Source organism: Stutzerimonas stutzeri (assembly GCF_002909485.1).
In the GTDB taxonomy this organism is placed as follows: domain Bacteria; phylum Pseudomonadota; class Gammaproteobacteria; order Pseudomonadales; family Pseudomonadaceae; genus Stutzerimonas; species Stutzerimonas stutzeri_AH.
In genome coordinates this window covers 49691-65953 of sequence record NZ_PPXG01000003.1, presented here as the reverse complement: position 1 = coordinate 65953, position 16263 = coordinate 49691, and the positions used below count along the sequence as shown (strand labels likewise).

The following is a 16263-nucleotide window of genomic DNA, read 5'->3' as shown; positions in this document are numbered from 1 at the left end:
CCCGATCAGCTGCCGCGGATCATTCGGTTGCCAGCGTCGGAAAGGTCCTCAGCGGCTTTCATCATCTTTACCTGGGTTTCGAACAACCGGCTCAGGCTCATGGTCGAGGCCAGCTCTTCGATGGCCGAGACGTTGCTCGACTCCAGAAAACCACTGGCCAGGCGCACCTCTTCACTGGGCGCTGCGGGCTCGCCGTTGCGCGTGACCAGTAGGCCGGCCTCACTCTTCATCAGATCTGCGGCTGCTACGTCGACCAAGCGAATACGGTCGACCTCGGCCATCACCCAGTCGCCGGGAGCCATGATCGACACGGTTCCGTCATTGCCGATTTCCACCCGGTCGTGCTCAGGCAGCTCGATCGGCCCGGCTTCGCCCATTACGGCGCGACCATTGAGGGTCAACCGACCTTCGGCGTCGATCTGCATGCTGCCCTGACGGGTATAGGCTTCGCCGTCACCGTCCTGCAGGACAATCAAGCCGGTGCCCTTGACCGCGAAATCCAGCTCCCGGCCGGTAGCCATCAGCGGACCGGCAGCCAGGCTGACGCCGTTGTTCTCGATCAGCGCCATGTGCCGGCTGTCGTAGCCGTAGCCTTCCACCGCCACCGCCTGGGCGCGCTCGAGGTCGGCGCGAAAACCGGGCGTGTTGACGTTGGCGAGGTTGTTGGAGCGCACCTGCAACGACATCATCGTGCGGCTGGCGGCCGTCATGGCGGTGTATCCCAAACGATCCATGGGTCAGCCTCAGATTGCGTTGAACAGGACCTGGGTCAGTTCCTTGTTGGTGGAAATGACCTGAGTGTTGGCCTGGTAGTTACGCTGGCCTTCCATCAGGCCTACCAGCTGCTGGGTGAGGTCGACGTTGGAGCTCTCCAGCGCACCGGATGCCAGGGTGCCGTACTGGCCTACGCCAGGAGCGCCGAGCATCGCCGCGCCAGAGGCGGCGGTTTCGGTCCAGGCAGTACCGCTGACGTTCTTCAGGCCTTCGGCATTGACGAAGCTGGCCAGTACCACCTGCCCCTGCAGCATGCGTTCGCCATTGGAGTAGCTGGCGTAGACCCTGCCGTCCTTCTCCACGGTCATCCCGGTCTGTTCGCCGGCCGCATAGCCGGTGGCGCGGTTGTTGGTCACGCTGAACTCCGAGCCGTACTGGCTGGTGCCGCTGTAGTCGAGGTCAATGGCCAGCGGTGCGACGCCGCCGGTCAGGGGAGCGGCCAGGGCAACCGTGCCGATCGGGGTAGCCAGCACGCCGGCGCTGTCGAAGGTCAGTGCCTGCGGCGCGCCAGCCAAGGCGGCTCCATCAACGTAATAGTGGGCATTCCAACTGTTGTCGCCGGTCTTGACGAAGTACTGCGTCAGGGTGTGTTCCTTGCCCTGGGAGTCGTACAGCTTGGTGGTGTAGGTGGAGTTGTAGCTGTCCGCCGCCAACGGGTCGAAGGCCACGGTCGGGACTTCCTGGTTGGCGTCCAGATTGGCGACGAAGCTCAGCGCATCGGTGGCGCGGGCCGGAATGCCGCCGGAGCGCAACTGCAGGTCACCGACGGTGCCAGTCTGGAGGTTGCCGGTGGCGTCGGCGGGATAACCCTGCAGGCGCTGGCCGAGGCTGTTGGTGATGTAGCTGTCCTTGTCGGTGCCGAAGATGCCGGCACGGGTGTAGCCGATGTCACCGTTGCTGGCGCGGGTGACGAAGAAGCCGCCACCGGAGATGGCCAGATCCAGGGTGCGGTTGGTCGAGGTCAGCGCGCCGCCCTGGCTGATGCTCTGGGTGGTACCGATCACTTCCACGCCCATGGCCTGGGTCTCGGCGTATAGGCTGCCGAAATTGGTACGCGAGGACTTGAAGCCCACGGTGCCGGAGTTGGCGATGTTGTTGCCGATGGTGTTGAGTTGTTCGTTGACGGCGGACAGGCCGGTCAGGGCGATGTTGAAGCTCATGGTTGCGTCTCGACTCTGCGAAATGGAGGTTCGTGGATGGCCGTCGCACTCAGGCGCTGCCGGCACCGAACTCGAGAATGTTGTAGAACGGTACCGATCCCACCCCATCAATCTGCAGCAGGGGGCCTTCGGCGCTGACACGTACGTTGCCAACCAGACCGGCGACTTCCACCTGCGGGTATTCGCCGTTGTCGGACTCGATCACCACGCTGTACTGGCCGGCAGGCAGGCCTAGGCGCTGCGGATCGATGTCGAATGGCACCTGGCCGGGCGAGCGAGCACCGAGTTCGATGGTGGTCTTCAGGCCGTTGGAATCGGTCAGCACCACGGCCGTGCGATTGGAGGCATGTTCCAGAGTGAATTGCCCTTGTACTGGCTGACCGACCAACTGCAGGCTGTCCACCGCCACCCGCACCTGCTGGCCGACCAGGCCGGCGGCGGTCAGGGTCTGCAGGTTGTCCATCAGCACCAGGTTGTTCTGCGCCAGGCTGGTCATGTTCTCCATGCTCTTGACCTGCGACATCGCCGAGAACTGGTTGAGAAACTCGGTGCTGTCGACCGGCTTGGTCGGGTCCTGATACTTGATCTGCGCCACCATCAGGCTGATGAAGTTGTTCTCCATCGTGGTGGCGTCGCTGACGTTGACGGCGCGCTTGACCTGATCGATCGCGTTGCCGGCCAGGCTGCTATCGAGCGCGGAATTGACGGTGCTCATCAGACTTCTCCCAGACGCAGCAGGCTTTGCTGCATGCTTTTCACACGATTGAGCACCTCGACACCGGTTTCGAAGCTGCGGGTGGCCGACATCATGTCGGTCATTTCCTCGATCTCATTGATGTCCGGGTAGAAGACATAGCCTTCACCATCGGCCAGCGGGTTACCCGGCTCATAGCGACGCTTGGGCTCGGCACCGGACGTCACCACATCGAGCACCTGCACATGGGCTCCGCCCAGGCCAACGCCGCGGGTCAGCGAATTGTTCTCGTAGACGGCCGCGAACATCGGCTTGCGCGCCTTGTAGACGTCGGCGGCGTTGTTGGCTGCCGAATCGGTATTCGCCAGGTTGCTCGCCACAGTATTGAGGCGCACGGTCTGCGCGTTCATGGCAGAGCCAGCGATGCGATAGATGGAATCGAATGACATGTCTTCAACGTCCCTCGATGGCCTGCTTCAGGCCACGAAATTTCATCGTGATGAAGGTCAGGCTGGTCTGAAAATCCATGGAATTGCGTGAGAACTGCGCCTGTTCGGTGGACAGTTCGACGGTATTGCCGTCCTGGGAGGCTTGCCCCGGCACGCGGAACAGCAGACTCGGATCAGTCCCGGCAATGGCCTTGCGCGTCGAGCTGCTGCTTTCCAGCCGCTGCATCTCTTTGCTGAAATCGATATCTCGCGCCTGAAAGCCGGGCGTGTCTTCGTTGGCCAGGTTCGCTGCGAGTATTTCGCTGCGTTGCATGCGCAAACCAAGGGCGCGCTCGTGGACGCCCAGGGCGTCTTCAATCCGTATACTCATTCACCGATACCCTTTGCAGCCTGGCGGGCTCGAACAGCTGCCCGCAGCAATGTCGGGAAGACATTGCAGAAAGCGTGCCGGACCAACAAAAGAAGGTAACTGATTGATTTATATAGCTGAAAACGCAGCCCCTGAAGTGCGCCGAGAGCTACCGTTTCCGCATCGGCGGAGCCGCATCAAGGAAAGCGGAAAAGCGGCTTCCGCCTGCCTGCTCGCCGCATTCCTGTCGCTGATGATCAGCACCGAGACCCGCGCGGACGCCACTGCGCAGGTGCGGCAAGCGGTGGAACAGCATTTGCGCTTGATGCTTGAGCGGCACGCGGAGCGTCATGGCTGGCAGGGCATGCAACTGCGTTATGACGTCAGCCTGCCTGCTAGCTCGGCTAACCTGGCGCAGTGCTCTGGCACACTGCGAATCCAGGCCACGGGCGACGCACCTTCATTGATGGATCGCCAGCAACTGCGAGTCGAATGCCCCGATGGCTGGCACCTGAACGCCACCGGGCAAACCCATGTGTTGCTGCCGGTCGTCCACGCTGAAGGCATCATCGATCGTGGCCAGACCCTCACGGCCGGCGATCTCAAGCTGCAGCGCATCAACATTGCCAAGGCCCGCCGCGGCTACTACAACCGTCTTGATGAGGTTGTCGGCCTTGCTGCCAAACGACGCATCCGCGCCGGCCAGACCATTACCCCCGCGCTGATCGAACAGGCCATGGCCGTCAGGCGCGGCCAACCGGTCAGGATCGTCGCCAGCAACGACGGCATCGAAGCCTCCACCTCCGGTGAAGCCCTGGGCGACGGTCAACCAGGCGACGTCATTCGTGTGCGCAACACACGTAGCGGCAAAGTCATCGACGCAAAGGTAGTGAGCCCGGGGGTGGTGACGAGTACGTTCTAAATCGAGAAAAACAAAAAAATTTGACGTCAGGGTTTAATCCTTCCCGAAGTGCTGTCGCCTTACCTTTTCAGCAGGCAGTCAAGCCAGCTCCTACAGCCCACTTAGCACGAAGGATTTACTCATGGCCCTGTCCATTCATACCAACTATTCCTCGCTGGTTACTCAGACCAACCTGAGCAAGACCAACAATGCGCTGGGCACCAACCAGCAGCGCCTGGGTACCGGCCTGCGCATCAACAGCGCTGCCGACGACGCAGCCGGCCTGCAGATCGCCACGCGCCTGAATGCTCAGAGCCGCGGCATGGGCGTTGCCATGCGCAACACCAGCGATGCCGTGTCGATGCTGCAGACCGCAGAAGGCGCGTTCAACGAAGCAACCGACATTCTGCAGCGCATGAAGGATCTGGCCACTCAAGCGGCCAACGGCACCAATGCCGACAAGGACCTCGAAGCTGTCCAGGCCGAATACACCGAGCTGGTCGCCGAGCTGCAGAACATCACCGACAACACTTCCTACGCCGGCGACGCGCTGTTCGCAACAGGCGGCAAGCTGGCAGCTGACGTTACCTTCCAGATCGGTGCCTCCCAGGCAGAGACTTACACCCTGGCGGCCGCCACTACCGACATCGCGACCACTGTGACCGCGCTGACGACAGACATCGCCACCCTGGACCTGACCACCGGTGCCAACGCTGCCATCGATACGCTGAACACCTCGCTGGACCAAGTCGGCAAGACCCGCGCAGCCTTCGGTGCCTCGGTCAACCGTCTGAACCACACCGCCAACAACCTGGCGAATATGAAGGACAACACCGAGATGGCCAAGGGTCGCATCATGGATGCCGACTTCGCCTCGGAGAGCGCCAACATGACCAAGAACAGCATGCTGATGCAGTCCGGCATCTCGATGCTCAAACAAGCCGGCCAAATGCCGAGCATGGTCATGGGCCTGCTGGGCTAAAGACCGCTGGATCGGTCAGCGCATGGCCGATCACCTTGCAACAAACGAAAACGCCCCGACTGGTTCGGGGCGTTTTCGTTTTTCCGGGAAACTGCGACATGTCCATCCGACCAATGGTTAGCGGAGGAAAATAGCTTTCAAAAAATCCTCGAGCAGTCTGAAAAGCCCCGCAGGCCAAGGGTTACAGGCTTTTTTAACGTATGCAGAATCTATCCTGACAGCAATGATGATGTCATCTAGCCATCATAGAATACAACTATCAGCCCGATTAGTTCCCTTGTAAGTTCAAAAAAACGACGCCAATATACTGCCGACTAGTTCATGGCAAAGCCTTGCCCTAGATCACAGACAACTCGTTTAAATTTTCAGGGCTCTATGACTTCATCTCTGACCAGGAAGGCCACCGATGGCATCATCTGCCCGCTCCTGAAGAGCGGCCGCGACGGCTGCCTGGCTCGCTTCGATCGCTCGCTTTACCAGCTGTCACTGACCACTGAAGATGCGGTGAAAAAGGTCGACCTCGGTTTTTCCGGGAGCAGGGTGCTCGAACGACTGCTGCAAACACCGGGCGAAGTTGTCACCCGAGATGAGCTGCTGCGGCACGCCTGGGAAGACCGGGTAGTTGGTCAGGGCAGCCTGAACCAGCAGATCTATACCCTGCGCCAGATACTGTTCGACAGTGACAGTCAGATCATTCAGACATTGCCGCGGCGTGGTTACCTGTTCAACCCGAACTATCTGGTTACGTGCGAGCAAGCGCCAGCAACCGACCTGCCGATGCCTAGCGAGCCCGCAGCAGGAGAGACCTCCACTGAGATCATCCACATCGCGCAGCCCGCAGCACGCCGTTCCGTTTGGCTTTCGCCCACGGTAGTGGGCACCACCGTCGCTCTACTGCTGGCCATAGCCACTCTGGGCTATCGCTTCGTCCATGCACCCAAGGGCTCGCTGACATACACCCTTTCCATTGGCCAGCTAGAAGTGCTGTACGTTGAAAAGAGCCAGCAGCTGCTGGAACGGATGATGCAGGAGACTCGCCTGCTGGTTGCCTCGGTGGCTGGCCTGAGCACACGGCCTAGTCGGCTGATTGTGAACATGTCACCCGGATTCTACGAACTGCGCTGCCTGCGAAACGATGGTCAGGTCAACTGGCTGAAGATCCACCGCAGCCAGGTGAACGCGATCCCGAACGAAACACTTCAAGGATGTTTACGATGAGTATTCACTCCGAGGCCGGCTCGGCGAGCAAGCGAGTGCTACGGGTGATGGTGCCGACGGCACTGGCACTCTGGGCTTTCGTGGCAATGGGCACGACGACGAACTACAGCGCCAATCTTGACGGCCGCTACGCCTCGACAGGCCAGGTTCTGCTCAGCAATGGACAGCTGGTTCAGATCAGTCAGAGCGTGGTGTTCAAGGAGGGCCGCTTTTATTCGATGACGCGGAACAATCCGGCGATTGTCGAAGCCTCGGGGCGGGTAGAAACCGACTTCCTCGGACGCGCCCGGCTGGTGGTTGAAGAAGGCGAAATCAATGGCCTCGCAGCTACCGCGGGACTGGATGACGAGCTGATCTTCAACCTGTTCTATGGTAAGCACAAAGGCGCGCGCATCACCCTCGAACAGGTCGGCGCCTGTCTCTATGGCGTCGAGACTCAGCAGGTTTACTGTGCCGAGCACACCGTAGCTCAGCGCTGACCGCCACCACCCGACGGTCGACAACCGTCAGATCCCCTCCTGGCGCTCCCCGCTGTATTGCGCGCCACTCTCCGAGAAACGCACCTTGCCGTATGCGTCGCCGAACAGCTCCCTGTAGAGCGCTTCGGCCGAATCGGTCAGTAGGAGAATCTCCACACGCCGATTGGCACCATCTTCAGGCGCATCGGGACGCAACGGCATGACGTCCGCCTGCGCAGTCACTTGCAGCACCGACCGACTCGGCAAACCGGCATCCACCAGCACGTTGCGTGCACGCAAGGCGCGATCGCCAGACAGGTTCCAGTTGTTGTAGCCAGATTGCAGACGGTATGGCGTGGCATCGGTATGCCCACTGATGATCAGCTTGTTCTCGACCTTGCCCAGCACACCCGCCAGCACGCCGAGTAGCTGGGCGAAATGCGGATTGAGGATGGCGCTGCCACGCTGGAACATGAAGCGCTGCTGATCGTCCTTGATCAGGATACGCAGGCCCTGAGGCACCACATCCACTTCCAGGTTTGCCAGAGCATCGACCTGCCCCGCCACTTCCCGCATCAGCGCAGCGAGGGCCTGAAGCTCGGCAGTCGAGGCGTAGCGACGGCTTCCCTCCACGGAGGCCTCATCTTCCCCACGCACACTCTCATCACGTCGCCGCTCCGGTTCGCTCTGCGCCTGCCGGATCGGCACACCATCGAGCTCCAGCGGTGAGGTGCTGGTGCCATCGAAGATGCCCGCCCCACCATCGACCAACGGATTGCTCTCCTGCTCACCGAACGCCGGATTGCTCTGGTTCATCTGCGGCTGGATGATCCACAGCACCATGAACAACGCCATCATCGCCAGGGTGAAGTCGGCGAAGGCAACCTTCCAGGCACCGCCATGCTCGTCGTCGTGGCCCTTCTTGCCGCGACGCTTGATGATGATCTCGTGCTCGCCGCCTGCGCCGCCCTTGCCTCTGCTTCTCATGCGGCGTCCCTTTCTTCCTCATACTGGGTGACCCATTTTTCCAGCTGACGGAAAGCGGGTTTGACGTCCTGCTCGATCAGCTTGCGACCGGCATCCACCGCCAGCAGCGTGGGCTTGCCGGCGACATGGGCGACGAGCGTGGTGCGCACGCATTCCAGCGCCGACAGCTCGGTCTTGATGCGCTGGCTCATGGCATTGGAGAGCGGGTCCATCAGGCAATAACAGAAGAAAATGCCAAGAAAGGTGCCCACCAGAGCTGCCGCCACGTGTGCGCCAATTTCCGCAACGCTGCCGCCGATGCTGCCCATGGTGATGATGATGCCCATGATCGCCGCGAGGATGCCGAACCCCGGCATCGCCTCGCCAATCTTGTGCAGCGAACGCGCCGGCTGTAGCAGGGCGTGCTCCATGGCTTCGAGCTCCTGCTCGAGGAAGCCCTCCAGCTCGTGCGCCGTGATCTTGCCCATGGCCATCAGGCGAAAGTTGTCGGCGATGAAGGCCATCAGGTTCTTTTCCTGAAGGATCAGCGGATAACGCACGAACAGGTCACTCTGCTCAGGCTCCTCGATGTGCGAGTCGAGCACCTTCAGGCCGCCGACATCGACCATCTCCAGCAGCTCATAAAGCAGCATCAGCAACTGGCGCTGAAATTCCTCGCCGCGGCGCTGGTAGGCGAACACACCCTTGATCTGATGCAGCATCTCGATCAGCACTTCTTTCGGATTGCCCACGACCAGGCTACCGAGTGCCGCGCCGACGATGATGACGACCTCGGCCGGCTGCCAGAGCATGCGCATGTCGCCGTTGGCCATGGCGTAGCCGCCCAGCACGCAACCGATGATGATGAACGCACCTAATACTTTCTGCATGACGTTACTGACTTCTCTCGGTTAAGGGTTCGCAGACCCTAAAAAACGACAGGCCTTGCCGATCGCCTGTTTGCTCAGCTGACAGACCCGGGCATCGCTGACTTCCAGTACCAGGGCAATTTCCTTCAGGCTCAGTTCGTGCTGGTAATACAACGTGAGCACCAGCCGCTCGCGCTCATCCAGCCGCGCGAGGGCCTGTTCCAACAGGCGCTCCTTGAGCAGCCGCTCCTCGAACATTTCGGAGGTATCCGGGAAGTGTTCGTGACCGCTCTGCAACAGCTCGTCGAGGCTCTCGATGGCCTCGGACGAATCAGCCCAGAGGAAGGCCTGGTAGTCCTTCTCGTCCAGCCCGGTGAAGGTCTTGATTTCCTCGTCGCTGGGTGTGTGCCCGAGCTGACGGGTGAGCTCGCGAATCGCATCGCGAACCTTGTGCGCCTGCTGGCGCACCTGCCGCGGCCGCCAGTCCTGACGCCTTAGCTCATCAAGGATGGCGCCGCGAATGCGCAGCGCGGCGAAGCGCCCGAACTGCTCATCCGGTTCGCCATAGCGGCGCAGACCTTCGAGCAGCCCGATCATGCCGATCTGCTCCATATCCTCGCGGTCGAGCACCTGATTCGCCTGCAACGAAAGCTGACGCACGATGCGTTTGACCAGCGGCAAATACTGCATCAGCCAGCGCTGCTCGGCGCCAGGCGCGAACAGCATGTGGCCTGCCGGGTTGGCGCCGTAACAGTCGACGGAACAGGTGGCGTTCATGGCGCGGGCCTTTATTGAACGATCAGTTTGTTGACCAGCACGTGCCGGAACGGCACTACGGCTTTCTTGCTGGCGAAATCGGCAAACAGCGCCTCCTCCAGACGGGTCTGCAGCTCGCCAATTGGCATCGCACGCAGGTCGGCGAACGCTAATCCAGAAAGGTAGCTGACCACTGAATTACGCACCAACGGCTCGATCTGCTCGAAATTCTTCGGCTCGTCCGACGCTTCGGCCTGTAAGGCGAGATCGAGCACGAAGTAATGCTCGCGGCCATCCCCGCGCAGGCTGACGATGATTTTCGGCACCGGATAGAACTGGTACTCCACCGGCTCAATGGTTTCGGCCACCACCTCGCCCCCAGTCATGCCGGACATGCCCGGCTTGAGCAGCCAGTAGGCGGCACCGACGCCACCGGCGACGGTGACGACATTGAGCAGCAGCATCAGAAGAACCAGACGGGGCGTCGACATAACCAATTCACAATCCTGTAGTTGGGGTTGAGCCGGTCAGACCGTGACCAGCACATCGTTTGTACGGCTGACCGAACGTCCACTGCCACCGACCGGTGTGGTGTTACTGCCTGGGGCAGCGGCGCTGGCGAGCACGTCCTCGCCATGCTCCGACTGTCGTGACTGGCCCTGGCGGCCCGACTGGCCATCGGCACCGACCTGAACGTTGACCTGCACGAAGTGCTGCGCCACCAGCTCCTGGCGCAGACGGTCACTGGTCTGCTGCAGCAGCCGCGCGACGTCTGCGTTGGCAGCGCTCAGCTGTACGGTGAGGCGGCCGGCGTCATGGCTAAGATGGATTTCCAGGCTTCCCAGCTCTGGTGGATCGAGGCGAATGGTTGCGCTCTGCTGACGTTGCTGAAGCTGCACTTCCACGTGTTCGCGCAGCGCGTGCAACATCTGCTCGCCCCACTTGGCATCGGGCCCTTGCAGCTTGATCAGGCGCTCCGCGACCTGCACTCCGCTGCCGGCTGGGCGTTCGCCGCCTAGAATGGCCGTTTCATGACCCTCGCCCGCATCGACCAGAGCGGATATGTGCTCGACAGGCAACGCGCTGTCCTGCTCCAGGCTGAGCAGCAACGCATCTGGCGCTGGCGTTGACGGCGGTGCGGCTCTATCGAACGCGGCGCGCAGGACAGCAACACTGCCAGACTGGTGCTCGGCGAAGCGCTCGCCGTGACCTTCGAGCTGCACGGCCGGCAAGGGCGCGCCTAGATAAGCCGGCCGCTGCTCAGCAGATTCGCCGAGGCTGGCTGTCGCCGCTTCGGCCTGCGCCGCTGCAAATGGCAAAGCTGCAGGCAGCCCGGTGCTGATCGCTTCACGAGCCTGCACCACCACCTGCTGCTGGTCCAACATGCTCAGCAACCACTGCTCGGCTGCGTCCTGTTCAGCGACTTCGTCAACGCTTGTCTCGGTAAGCTCCGGCAGTTCATCGGGCGTAAGCGGATCAAGAGTCAGCGTCGATGACATGTGTTGCGGCGCGCCATCTGCGTGCAGATCCGCAGCCGCTTGCAACATGCGCCCACGAAAGCCTGCAGGAAGCTCGGCTGCACCCGCTGTCGAACCTGATACCCCATGCCCACCCAACGAAACCGGCCGAAGGGGATGTGCCGACGGCTCAGCCGGTGCGGCGGCAGTGGTCGAACCTGCAATAGACTGGATCACCGGCCGTCTCCCGCCTGGTACATGTCGATGCGTTGGTAGGCGGCACGCCCTTCGGCATACTCCAGATGATTCACCAGCAGCAGACGCAGGCGCTCACACTCCTCTGCGCAGGCCTTCAAGGCCTGCCCATGCAAGCGCTTGAGCTGCTGCCTGGCGGTATCCACTGCCTCGGACTGAGAAGCGCGCGGTAGCTGCTCGAGGCAATGCCGAATCGCCTGATCGACTTCGCCGACGGCACGCCAGTCGCTGCTGCGTAACGCGGCTGCCAGTCGTCCATGCAACGCCTGCAGGCGTTGCTCGTCACTTGCGCGCGGCACTGACGCCCTCCCAACCTTCACGCAGCGTCCCGAGCAGATTCACCACTTCGTCGAGCCCTTCCAGCGAAAGCGTCACGCTGACGTCGGAGAGGCGATAGATGCAGTATTCGTAGAGCCGCGCCAGGCCTTGCACCACCTCACCGCCGCCTTCCTCATCCAGTGCACCGTTTAGTCCGTTGAGGATGTTCATGCACTTTTCCAGCGAGGCGCCCTTCTGCTGATAGCGCTTGTGCTCGATATGGCCACGCGCGCGGGCCAACTCGTCGAGCAGGCCATCCATCAGCACCAGCACCAGCTCATAGGGCGATGCCGAAGCGGCGCGCGCTTCGAGATCCACCGATCGATAGCTGTCATAACTGTCGTTGGGTAGGTAGGTCATCAGAACATTCCGAAGGTCTGTTCCATGTTCTGCATGGTCTGCATCATGGAGGTGTATTGCTTGAGGTAGCGGGAGTAATAGGTGTCGTACTGCTGCTGCAGATTCTCGAACTGCTCGTCAATGCGGCGCAGGTTCAAGTCCAGCGTATCCATGCGGTTCTTGAGCATGCCGTTGGTGTTGCTGGTGTAGCTGGCCACCGTCTTGTCGATGCTGTCGAGCAGGTTGTCCTTGCCGGTGAACAGTGCCTCGAAACCCTCGGGATTCTTGGCCACTGCCGCCTCGAAGCGTGCGTTGTCGATGGTCAGCTTGCCGTTTCGATCGGCGCTGATGCCGAAGTTGATCAGGCTGTTGCCGCCAAAGTCAGTCCGCAACAATGCGTTCAGCCGGCTCTCGATAGCACGGACGCTGGAGTCGCCGGCCAATGCGCCCCGGGCGCTGCTGTCACTGCCGCTGGCGGTCAGCGAGTCGAAGCTGGTCATCAGGGCATTGAAGGCATCGACAAAGCTCTGCGCCTTGCCTTTGGTAGCACTCTTGTCCTGGTCCACGATGAGCGTCAGCGCCGAATCGGTGGCTGTGTGAACCTTGTTGACGGATAGGCTTACACCATCGATGACGTTGTCGAAGGTGTTGCTCGAACTGGTCAGCTCGATGCCGCCGTCGCCAAAACTGCCGCCCATGCGAATGCGCGCGTCGGCCGCCGTGGAAAGAGTAGTGGTCGTAGCGGCACTGCCCGTCAGCGAATGCGCGAAGGCATTGGCCGTGCCACTTTCGGCGCTGGTCAGTACCAGACTGACTTCACCATTGCTGCGCACCAGCGTCGCCTGCACACCCAGGTCGGCGGTGGCATTGATCGCCTTGGCCGCTTCGTCGAGGGTGGCATAACCACCCAGCTCGAACGCCTGTCCCTTGAGGGTCAGCGTCCCGCCCAGGTTGCCATCGACCAGCCCTTGCACGGCAATCTGCTGCTTGCTGGCCAGCTGTTCGACATAGAACTGATAGCTGCCAGCTTGTGCCTTGGTACCCACATTCGCGGTGACATAGCCTTCCTGGCTGACGGTGGCGCTGTTGACCAGCATGGTCGCGCTGCCCGTCTTCAGGCCCGAAGCAGCGGACTTGAAAGTCGTCAGGGAGGTACGCAACTTGCTCAGCGCGTCACGCTGAGTCTTGTAGTTGCTTTCGTTGCGATTGAGCCGATCCAGCGAAGACTGAACTTCATAGGTCGCTAGCTGCGTCGACATCTGCTTTACGTAATCTGAATCTATCGCCATTTACCGATCCCCTTCCTGTGCTCTCTAGAGCAAGTTGAGTGCCAATTCATAACTAATTGATTTATATGCGTTTTTCTTCTTCTTACGCAGAAGAGGAGCTTCCGCCCGGTCGCTAGATGAGGAAACGAGGAAATACCGTTTCCGCCCGGCAAAACGGCGGATCATCTCTCTATAAAGGCGACGGTCAGGGGGGTAGCACTTAAGGCTTGGTGCAAATAAACAGCAGGGCGCAGGCGCCTGAACGCTTTATCGCGTCACGCGCCATGTGTGCGGGAGTGTTTTGAAAGCGCCGAGCATGTCTGCCGGCTAAAGCCGACATAAACGCGCGGAGGAGAGAAGCAAAGCCGTACGTGGATCGACGTCGCGACCTCAATACATCTGCGGCTGATAGAGCCGTGCATCGTGACTGCCGGCCAGCAGCTGGCCGAGTATCTCGTGATGCATGGCGAGCAACTTGCCGTTGCGCTCATTGATCTGCTGGCACTGACTAGCCAACGCACCAAGCTGCTGCCATAGCTGACTCAGGCGCACGGCTTGTTCGTCTGGATAGCAGCTCAGCAGACGCTGCATACCCTCGGCATCAGGCTGAAGGCGAAAGGCGCCCAGCACCTTGGTCCGACGCTGGGCTCGCGCACCGATGGTTTCGACACGCGTGGTGATCTGCAGGTTGAGTCGATCGATTTCCGGGCTGTCGCGCTCGAGTAGGAATGCGTAAAGCGCCTGCATCAGATCGCGCAGGGCCAAATAGTCTTCGCAATCCTGCTGCAGATCACTGGCGACGATCTCTAGCAGCTTGTCTCGCTGATTCACGCATCGCTTCCACGATGGTAGGCCAGCATGCTACCCGCCAGCTCGGCCGGATCGGTCGAGATTTCGCCGTTCTGCAGGGCTTGCTTGATAGCCGCAACGCGGTCCAGATCAACGTCTGGCATGGCGCGCAGAGCGTCATGCATTTGCTCGAGCGGCAGAGTTTCTGCCTGGCGCACGGCGGCCTCTGGCGCTGGGCGCGTGAGGGGTTGCCGGGTAGAGCTGGCCTCGGAGGCCGATGCAGGGGCGGGCTTGAAATGCCGGCTGATTTCCATGATTTCGTTCCAACTCGGTGGTTAATGCCAAACAGGCGACCGCTTGGGTGAAAAGCTTAAATCTATTTTTCAAAGGATGGACAACGGTATGTTTCGCACCGCTGCACCGATCGAATCCACCCTCGATCTGGCCCTCTGCGCGCAAGCGAGGCAAGGAGCCGAGGCCGAGCGCCCGCAGGCCGGCTACACGTCAGGCCATCCGATTACGCCACCAGCTTTGCGCCGCCAGGCCGTCCTGGATTTTCTGTTCCTGCTGCGCAAGCAGCTGCTGCCATTGCCGCATCTTGTCGTCGATCATGTGCTCGACCACCTTCTCGCTGCGCATGGCCTGCAGCAGCTCACGCTGAATACGTTCCAGCGCCTGCTCGGCGACCGCCAGTTCGCGGCGTTGTAGCTCCACCATCTTGTACAGGGTGGCCTTGTAGCGCTGCTGATTGTCGCGCTGCAGCGGTGTGCTCATCGGCACGGAAAATCCGCACAGACGGCTCAGCCCGGTGATGTTGTTGCGGTAACGCTGGCAGAGGTTCTGCTGGTACTGCACCCGCCCCAGCATCTGCCGCACGCGGTGGCTGCGCAGGCTGGCCAGCCGGCCAAGGGTTTCGATCTGCTGTTTCATCGCGGCTTCCCGATGATGTTCTGCAAGGTGGCAACGCTGGCTTCCAGCTCGGCGGCTTCGCCCACATCCTGGCGCAGGAAGCGCTCGATGGTCGGCGCCAGCTGCACCGCACGATCGGTCTTGATGTCGGCGCCCGGCGTGTAGCCGCCGAGCGGGATCAGCTCCTTGATCTTCTCGAAGGTGCTGTAGCACTCCTTGAGCTGGCGCGCCGCGCCCAGATGCGCCGGCTGGCCGACCTGGGTCATGCAGCGGCTGACCGAGGCGCAAACGTCGATGGCCGGGTAATGCCCGGCTTCGGCCAGGCGCCGCGAGAGTACGATGTGACCGTCGAGAATCGCCCGCGCGCAGTCGACGATGGGGTCCTGCTGGTCGTCGCCTTCAGCCAGCACGGTATAGATGGCACTCAGGCTGCCGTTGTCGCTGGCACCGTTGCCAGCGCTCTCCACCAGCTCCGGCAGCATGCCGAACACCGATGGCGGGTAGCCCTTGGTCGCCGGTGGCTCGCCGAGGGCCAGGGCGATTTCCCGCTGGGCCATGGCGTAGCGGGTCAGTGAATCGACCAGTAACAGCACGTCATGGCCCTGATCGCGGAAATAGGCGGCGATGCTGTGGCACAGCTCGGTGGCTTTGAGGCGCATCAGCGGCGATTCGTTGGCCGGGGCGACCACCACCACGGCTTTCTTCAGCCCCTCCTCGCCCAGCGAATGCAGAACGAACTCCTGCACCTCGCGGCCACGCTCGCCGATCAGTCCGACCACCACCACGTCGGCCTTGGTCTGCCGGGTGATCATGCCCAGCAGCACACTCTTGCCAACGCCGGAGCCGGCGAAAAGGCCGACGCGCTGCCCCTTGCCCAGCGTCAGGGTGGCGTTGATCGCGCGCACGCCGACATCCAGCGCTTCACTGACCGGCTTGCGCTTGAGCGGGTTGACCGAGGGCAGCTCGGTCGGCAGCGGGTCGCGACCGCCGAGCTTGCCCAGTTCGTCCAGCGGTTCGCCGAGGCCGTTGACCACGCGGCCCAGCCAGGATTCGTCGATATGCAGCTTGGCGTCGTCCGGCGCCGGGAACACCCGCGAGCCGGCAGTCAGCCCCACAGGCTTCTTGAACGGCATCAGGTAGGTGATATCGCGGTTGAAGCCCACCACCTGCGCTTCGAGCATGCTGCCGTCGCCCTGCTCGACATAGCAGCGCTGGCCGGTCATGCGCTGGCAGCCGAGGCTTTCCAGCAGCATCCCGGAGACGCGCACCAGCCGCCCGCTGACCTTGGCCAGCTGCACGTTGTCCAGCGAGCGCAGGGCCTCGTCGAGGCGGAAGCTGTCGCGCAGGGCCAT

At 61.6% G+C, this 16263-nt stretch carries 21 protein-coding genes; 4 read left to right on the top strand and 17 right to left on the bottom strand.

Annotated elements, in window-relative coordinates; all coding sequences use genetic code 11:
- Positions 1–5: 5 nt before the first annotated feature.
- Genes flgF through flgB form a run of 5 tightly spaced genes read right to left on the bottom strand, consistent with a single transcriptional unit; the run spans position 6 to position 3447 of the window.
- Positions 6–734 carry a flagellar basal-body rod protein FlgF gene (flgF, locus tag CXK91_RS07770; protein WP_103455605.1) on the bottom strand — a complete coding sequence of 243 codons (729 nt, stop codon included), beginning with the start codon at positions 732–734 and terminating at the stop codon, positions 6–8.
- Between the two features lie 9 nt (positions 735–743).
- On the bottom strand, positions 744–1934 hold the full coding sequence (gene flgE / locus CXK91_RS07765) for a flagellar hook protein FlgE (protein ID WP_103455604.1): 1191 nt from the start codon (positions 1932–1934) through the stop codon (positions 744–746).
- 49 nt (positions 1935–1983) lie between these two features.
- The gene (locus tag CXK91_RS07760; protein ID WP_103455603.1) at positions 1984–2649 is read right to left on the bottom strand and encodes a flagellar hook capping FlgD N-terminal domain-containing protein; all 666 of its coding nucleotides are present in this window, start codon (positions 2647–2649) and stop codon (positions 1984–1986) included.
- The gene (gene flgC, locus CXK91_RS07755; RefSeq protein WP_103455602.1) at positions 2649–3077 is read right to left on the bottom strand and encodes a flagellar basal body rod protein FlgC; all 429 of its coding nucleotides are present in this window, start codon (positions 3075–3077) and stop codon (positions 2649–2651) included. The genes CXK91_RS07760 and flgC overlap by 1 nt, the downstream gene beginning before the upstream one ends.
- Positions 3078–3081: 4 nt before the next feature.
- On the bottom strand, positions 3082–3447 hold the full coding sequence (gene flgB, locus CXK91_RS07750) for a flagellar basal body rod protein FlgB (RefSeq protein WP_103455601.1): 366 nt from the start codon (positions 3445–3447) through the stop codon (positions 3082–3084).
- 103 nt (positions 3448–3550) lie between these two features.
- Between flgB and flgA the strand changes: the two genes are divergently transcribed.
- The 4 genes from flgA to CXK91_RS07730 all read left to right on the top strand — a co-directional run bounded on the left by flgA (position 3551) and on the right by CXK91_RS07730 (position 7006).
- Entirely contained in the window at positions 3551–4348 is a 798-nt protein-coding gene (flgA, locus tag CXK91_RS07745; protein ID WP_256055749.1) for a flagellar basal body P-ring formation chaperone FlgA, read from the top strand.
- A gap of 121 nt (positions 4349–4469) precedes the next feature.
- Positions 4470–5309, top strand: a complete 840-nt coding sequence (gene lafA / locus CXK91_RS07740; RefSeq protein WP_103455600.1) for a lateral flagellin LafA — start codon at positions 4470–4472, stop codon at positions 5307–5309.
- Between the two features lie 375 nt (positions 5310–5684).
- Positions 5685–6527 (top strand): winged helix-turn-helix domain-containing protein, encoded by an 843-nt coding sequence (locus CXK91_RS07735; RefSeq protein ID WP_103455599.1) that lies wholly within the window; start codon positions 5685–5687, stop codon positions 6525–6527.
- On the top strand, positions 6524–7006 hold the full coding sequence (locus CXK91_RS07730) for a hypothetical protein (protein WP_103455598.1): 483 nt from the start codon (positions 6524–6526) through the stop codon (positions 7004–7006). The genes CXK91_RS07735 and CXK91_RS07730 overlap by 4 nt, the downstream gene beginning before the upstream one ends.
- 27 nt (positions 7007–7033) lie before the next feature.
- Here the strand turns inward: CXK91_RS07730 and CXK91_RS07725 are convergent, their stop codons facing one another.
- The 12 genes from CXK91_RS07725 to fliI all read right to left on the bottom strand — a co-directional run bounded on the left by CXK91_RS07725 (position 7034) and on the right by fliI (position 16263).
- On the bottom strand, positions 7034–7972 hold the full coding sequence (locus CXK91_RS07725) for an OmpA family protein (protein WP_103455597.1): 939 nt from the start codon (positions 7970–7972) through the stop codon (positions 7034–7036).
- Positions 7969–8841, bottom strand: a complete 873-nt coding sequence (gene motA, locus CXK91_RS07720) for a flagellar motor stator protein MotA (RefSeq protein WP_058063384.1) — start codon at positions 8839–8841, stop codon at positions 7969–7971. The genes CXK91_RS07725 and motA overlap by 4 nt, the downstream gene beginning before the upstream one ends.
- A 21-nt stretch (positions 8842–8862) precedes the next feature.
- Positions 8863–9597 (bottom strand): FliA/WhiG family RNA polymerase sigma factor, encoded by a 735-nt coding sequence (locus CXK91_RS07715; protein ID WP_058063383.1) that lies wholly within the window; start codon positions 9595–9597, stop codon positions 8863–8865.
- A gap of 11 nt (positions 9598–9608) precedes the next feature.
- Positions 9609–10067, bottom strand: coding sequence for a flagellar basal body-associated FliL family protein (locus CXK91_RS07710; protein WP_103455596.1), 459 nt, complete (start codon positions 10065–10067; stop codon positions 9609–9611).
- Between the two features lie 36 nt (positions 10068–10103).
- The gene (locus CXK91_RS07705) at positions 10104–11123 is read right to left on the bottom strand and encodes a flagellar hook-length control protein FliK (RefSeq protein WP_256055748.1); all 1020 of its coding nucleotides are present in this window, start codon (positions 11121–11123) and stop codon (positions 10104–10106) included.
- A 143-nt stretch (positions 11124–11266) separates the two neighbouring features.
- Positions 11267–11587: a hypothetical protein gene (locus CXK91_RS07700; protein WP_103455595.1), complete on the bottom strand. Its 321-nt coding sequence runs from the start codon at positions 11585–11587 to the stop codon at positions 11267–11269.
- Positions 11571–11966 (bottom strand): flagellar export chaperone FliS, encoded by a 396-nt coding sequence (gene fliS, locus CXK91_RS07695; protein WP_015278795.1) that lies wholly within the window; start codon positions 11964–11966, stop codon positions 11571–11573. The genes CXK91_RS07700 and fliS overlap by 17 nt, the downstream gene beginning before the upstream one ends.
- Complete coding sequence (fliD, locus tag CXK91_RS07690) at positions 11966–13234, bottom strand: flagellar filament capping protein FliD (protein WP_103455594.1); 1269 nt, start codon at positions 13232–13234, stop codon at positions 11966–11968. Before fliD ends, fliS begins: the two co-directional genes overlap by 1 nt.
- Before the next feature lie 369 nt (positions 13235–13603).
- A complete protein-coding gene (locus tag CXK91_RS07685) occupies positions 13604–14044 on the bottom strand; it encodes a flagella synthesis protein FlgN (protein ID WP_103455593.1) in 441 nt (146 codons plus the stop codon).
- Positions 14041–14316, bottom strand: a complete 276-nt coding sequence (gene flgM / locus CXK91_RS07680; protein WP_103455592.1) for a flagellar biosynthesis anti-sigma factor FlgM — start codon at positions 14314–14316, stop codon at positions 14041–14043. Before flgM ends, CXK91_RS07685 begins: the two co-directional genes overlap by 4 nt.
- 190 nt (positions 14317–14506) lie before the next feature.
- Positions 14507–14932: a flagellar FliJ family protein gene (locus CXK91_RS07675; protein ID WP_103455591.1), complete on the bottom strand. Its 426-nt coding sequence runs from the start codon at positions 14930–14932 to the stop codon at positions 14507–14509.
- The gene (gene fliI / locus CXK91_RS07670; RefSeq protein WP_103455590.1) at positions 14929–16263 is read right to left on the bottom strand and encodes a flagellar protein export ATPase FliI; all 1335 of its coding nucleotides are present in this window, start codon (positions 16261–16263) and stop codon (positions 14929–14931) included. Before fliI ends, CXK91_RS07675 begins: the two co-directional genes overlap by 4 nt.

What these genes read in the sequence shown, in the direction of transcription:
- CXK91_RS07725 (WP_103455597.1), bottom strand. Translation starts at nt 7,972, where the DNA reads ATGAGAAGCAGAGGCAAGGGCGGCGCAGGCGGCGAGCACGAGATCATC.
- motA (WP_058063384.1), bottom strand. Translation starts at nt 8,841, where the DNA reads ATGCAGAAAGTATTAGGTGCGTTCATCATCATCGGTTGCGTGCTGGGC.
- fliD (WP_103455594.1), bottom strand. Translation starts at nt 13,234, where the DNA reads ATGGCGATAGATTCAGATTACGTAAAGCAGATGTCGACGCAGCTAGCG.
- CXK91_RS07710 (WP_103455596.1), bottom strand. Translation starts at nt 10,067, where the DNA reads ATGTCGACGCCCCGTCTGGTTCTTCTGATGCTGCTGCTCAATGTCGTC.
- fliS (WP_015278795.1), bottom strand. Translation starts at nt 11,966, where the DNA reads ATGACCTACCTACCCAACGACAGTTATGACAGCTATCGATCGGTGGAT.
- flgF (WP_103455605.1), bottom strand. Translation starts at nt 734, where the DNA reads ATGGATCGTTTGGGATACACCGCCATGACGGCCGCCAGCCGCACGATG.
- flgE (WP_103455604.1), bottom strand. Translation starts at nt 1,934, where the DNA reads ATGAGCTTCAACATCGCCCTGACCGGCCTGTCCGCCGTCAACGAACAA.
- flgB (WP_103455601.1), bottom strand. Translation starts at nt 3,447, where the DNA reads ATGAGTATACGGATTGAAGACGCCCTGGGCGTCCACGAGCGCGCCCTT.
- flgM (WP_103455592.1), bottom strand. Translation starts at nt 14,316, where the DNA reads ATGGAAATCAGCCGGCATTTCAAGCCCGCCCCTGCATCGGCCTCCGAG.
- CXK91_RS07760 (WP_103455603.1), bottom strand. Translation starts at nt 2,649, where the DNA reads ATGAGCACCGTCAATTCCGCGCTCGATAGCAGCCTGGCCGGCAACGCG.
- CXK91_RS07705 (WP_256055748.1), bottom strand. Translation starts at nt 11,123, where the DNA reads ATGTTGCAAGCGGCTGCGGATCTGCACGCAGATGGCGCGCCGCAACAC.
- CXK91_RS07735 (WP_103455599.1), top strand. Translation starts at nt 5,685, where the DNA reads ATGACTTCATCTCTGACCAGGAAGGCCACCGATGGCATCATCTGCCCG.
- fliI (WP_103455590.1), bottom strand. Translation starts at nt 16,263, where the DNA reads ATGGCCCTGCGCGACAGCTTCCGCCTCGACGAGGCCCTGCGCTCGCTG.
- flgC (WP_103455602.1), bottom strand. Translation starts at nt 3,077, where the DNA reads ATGTCATTCGATTCCATCTATCGCATCGCTGGCTCTGCCATGAACGCG.
- lafA (WP_103455600.1), top strand. Translation starts at nt 4,470, where the DNA reads ATGGCCCTGTCCATTCATACCAACTATTCCTCGCTGGTTACTCAGACC.
- CXK91_RS07715 (WP_058063383.1), bottom strand. Translation starts at nt 9,597, where the DNA reads ATGAACGCCACCTGTTCCGTCGACTGTTACGGCGCCAACCCGGCAGGC.
- CXK91_RS07675 (WP_103455591.1), bottom strand. Translation starts at nt 14,932, where the DNA reads ATGAAACAGCAGATCGAAACCCTTGGCCGGCTGGCCAGCCTGCGCAGC.
- CXK91_RS07730 (WP_103455598.1), top strand. Translation starts at nt 6,524, where the DNA reads ATGAGTATTCACTCCGAGGCCGGCTCGGCGAGCAAGCGAGTGCTACGG.